The sequence below is a fragment of the Compostibacillus humi genome (assembly GCF_014637175.1).
GTDB lineage: Bacteria > Bacillota > Bacilli > Bacillales > Amphibacillaceae > Oceanobacillus > Oceanobacillus humi.
Map to the genome: position 1 here is coordinate 1 of NZ_BMEV01000117.1, position 3,835 is coordinate 3,835.

A 3,835-nucleotide genomic window follows, 5' to 3' on the forward strand; every position below is an offset into this window, starting at 1 on the left:
TGCCTATGTAAAATTCAAAAAATTTTAAGCACAAATCCACGAAAAGATTGATATCATAGGAAATACATTTTATTAAAAAGTGAATTTGTGCCTATTTACTGTCGAACTCGGGATTAGAGATATCTTCTTTAATAAAAGTAAAACTGTCAAAAGGCATTAAGAGTTTTAGACGGTCCTCTTTCAAACTTACATCATAATAATCGTTTAGATTATCTATACCAATAACCTTGCATCCCTGTTCTAGTAATCTTTTAGATAAAAAGCAGCCTATAAAACCTGCTGCCCCTGTTATTAAATATGTTTTATTTGAATTAATTTGCTGGCTATTCATCTTCAATCCCCCTAGTCGCTGCTATAAACATCTCTCAAATATACTTTTTTCTTAAACTTCCTGCAATTCATTTGACAACCGATTCGCAAGAATTACATCAGCCTTTGTTTGAAAGCATTAAAATCGGTTATCACCTTATTACCTTCATAGGGTTGTTCAGTTAATATCGGTTCATATATAATAAGTTCAATTTTTTCTTTATTTCTCAATCGCTCCATAACACCTTGAATTGTTGATTGATGGAAGTTGTTGGATTCTGCTTTCAAGGTCAGTCGATAAATACCAACCATTTTAGGATTTTGTTTTGCAATTATATTTGCAATATGTTCTTTCCTGTTTCATTGGTATCATCAATAGACTGAATCATAATATTTGGATTCCTTCGCAAGCAGCTGCTTCGTATCTTTTGGCAAACAATAGCCTCCGTAACCAAAGGACGGATTATTGTAATGCACCCCCTATACGTGGATCCAGTTCTATACCTTCAATAATCTGTCAGGTATTTAGACCCATAATTTCGGCATAGGTACCAACTCATTGAAGAAAGAAACACTTATTGCCAAAGATTGCTTCTGCTTCTGTGGAATCAGTAAATAATACTGGAACATCTTCCTTTATTGCGCCTTCTACAAGCATATCTGCAAACACTTTCGCTCTCTCAGACTTCTCTCCAACTATAATCCTTGAGGGAAATTAATTGTCATAGAGGACTTTTCCTTTCCTTAAAAATTCAGGTAAAAAGATAATATTATCGGTATTAAATTTCTCTTTTACTTTTTCTGTAAAACCTATCGGAATGATTGATTTTATCACCATTACCACTTTGGGGTAAATGGATAGCACATTTTGAATAACTGTCTGAACTTGTATCGAAATATTTTTTTTTTACCGGATCGTAATTGGTTGGTGTAGAGATAACAATGTAATTGGTATCTTTAAATGCTGTATTATTATCAGTTGTTGCGGTAAGATTTAAGTCTTTTTTAGAAAGAAATTGTTCAATTTCTTTATCAGCAATCGGAGATTTTTTATTGTTAACATATCAACCTTTTCTTGAACAATATCAAGTGCGATCACTTCATTATATTGGGCAAGTAAAACAGCGTTATACAGGCAACGTCCTCTGTGCCCGCTACTGTGATTTTCATCATTGAATATCCATCCTCTTTACAAATACTTTGCTAAATAATCTCTTTATTACCTTATTTAAAAGTAATTCAGACTTATATAAGTATCTAAAAAATGGTTTCTTGCTATTTCTATATCTTTTTACGGCAGACCTAGTTAATAAAAAACTCATACCTGTCTCAATTTTTAGTTCACATGGATGGCATAATCCACAGGGCTTTCCATACAAAGGAGTATGACATACCCAGACATTCTTCATGACATCCTCATAACCCCAAGATTGAATATCTTTTTTCATGTCCTTACCAGTCTTTTTAATTATTGGAAATTTAAAGTTACCCAAAACTAATATACCTTCGTTAGAACTTTCTACAGGATCAAGGATATATCCCTCACCGCTTTTGTCCTTTATTAGTTTTCCATATTGATTAATAGCCTTTAAGATGTTACTTATTGATAATGGAGAAGCTTCTGTTCCTAATTCTAATCCTGGATATGAATATGCTAATCTTGCTAACCATTCATGTTGCGAACCTAAATTTGTATTTTTTGCAATTATGTTATATGCATTTGTTATTTCTTGGTTTGCAGGAATATCCTTCTTATTTATAAATTTTATAGGTAAAAATTCAGCCTTGGTACTTGGCTTTTTTCTTAGTTCTTTTAATATTTTATACATAGCATTTATTTCATATTTCTCACTTAATCGATTATCACCATAAACATAAATAGGCTGAACAACACAGACCCTTCTAGATAATTCAACTATTCTATACGTTGAGTCCCAACCGCCTGTCCATAATATATTTATTATTGGTTTCTGGTTATTTTTTGCGTTGGTTCTATCATCTATATGTTTAATTTTGACCATATTTTTACCTCACTCTATAAAAAATTGGGTAAAACTTATTTATACTTATACTTTTTTAAGCCATAAAAAACAAAAACTACCCTAAGTATCAATTGGACTAAATTAGTAACAATGATAGTCATAGCAGCTCCATAAATACTATATTTATTTACTAAATATATACTTAAAACGATACTTACAATTAATACAACTACAGAAATTTTTGGTTGAATACTAATATATCTCATTGCCATTAAAGCTGTGTCAAAGTTCCAACTTATAAAATTTATTGTTACTGCAATAGATATTAGAATTAAAACCTCTATATATTCTGAATACTCACTTCCATAAACAAATGTAAGTAATGAACGCCCAAATACACTTGAACCAAAAATCAATATAATACCTAATATAGTTGAAAATATTGGAAGATAACCATATACATATACTTTAAATTTCCTTACATTACCTTTTTGTAACAACCTTGTTAATATTGGGAGGAAATTTTGTGAAACTGATCTCATTAAAAGATTCCCCGCTGTTACTATATAAGCAATTGCAGAGAAATATCCCAATAACTCCTGTGAATGAGAATACTCAAGGATGTACCTAGGGAAATTATTGTATAATGAAACAATCATTAACGATAATCCTAAAGGTAGACCTAGTTTAATTATCTTGTTTACATTACTGTAATTTACTTTGGTATAAGTTACCCTATACTTAATTTCTATAATTTTCTTTTCGATAAAATAGAACACTAGTATTTGAACAACTGCCTGAACTGCTAGTGAAAATATTAAACTTCTAGATAGATAAAGGGAAAAAGCAAAGAAAATAATTAGTATTATATGCTTTAATATCATGAGTTTCCCTATATCACCAAACTTACTGTAAATGTGTGGATGAGAATAAAATAATTCGGAATGCAAATCGTAGAATTTGTTCAGACCCACTAGTATCAATAGTAATAAATATTCGGGGTATAAAGTTAAACCAAGGATTACTACAACTAATAGAGCTATTATACTTGTAATATTCCTCGCAAATAAGTAATCACTAAAATAAGCATCTTTTTCTGTTATATAAAGAGAACGCAACTTAAGATTAGTAAATAAAGCTATTGGTGCTGTTAATGCAAATGCAAGTGAATATGCCCCCACTTCATATGGAGTTAGAATCCTTGCTATTAAGACAAGGATTAACCACTTTATCAATGAGGCAATAATATTTCCTAAGAAAATCCAAGAGATTCCTTTTAAAAGTCTATACATATTTCTACATTCTTTCATTTTATTTTTATTTATTATTTCACTAGCATTGCATAAATTAAATCTAAAAACAAAAAATACTAAGAATGTTCAATTATTTAGTAGTTTGTCCATAAAAAAATCCTTTATACTGAATAGGACAGGTGGCTTCCTGTCCAAATCCAATATAAAGGAACTTATTATGGACAAGAATACACGATTATCATCATTTAGTAAATGGATTGCACCTATTCATTTTAAAAAAGTTTATGAACA

At 30.2% G+C, this 3,835-nt stretch carries 2 protein-coding genes and 2 pseudogenes; all 4 read right to left on the minus strand.

Annotated features, from left to right (window positions below; translation table 11 throughout):
• Positions 1-94: 94 nt before the first annotated feature.
• Positions 95-331 (minus strand): annotated as a pseudogene (locus IEV18_RS16485) (GDP-mannose 4,6-dehydratase); the annotation flags it as partial.
• A gap of 11 nt (positions 332-342) precedes the next feature.
• Positions 343-1,479 (minus strand): annotated as a pseudogene (locus IEV18_RS16490) (nucleotide sugar dehydrogenase).
• The gene (locus IEV18_RS16495; protein WP_188393453.1) at positions 1,479-2,330 is read right to left on the minus strand and encodes a hypothetical protein; all 852 of its coding nucleotides are present in this window, start codon (positions 2,328-2,330) and stop codon (positions 1,479-1,481) included. Before IEV18_RS16495 ends, IEV18_RS16490 begins: the two are co-directional and overlap by 1 nt.
• 35 nt (positions 2,331-2,365) lie before the next feature.
• Positions 2,366-3,583, minus strand: coding sequence for an oligosaccharide flippase family protein (locus IEV18_RS16500; RefSeq protein ID WP_188393454.1), 1,218 nt, complete (start codon positions 3,581-3,583; stop codon positions 2,366-2,368).
• Positions 3,584-3,835: the final 252 nt, after the last annotated feature.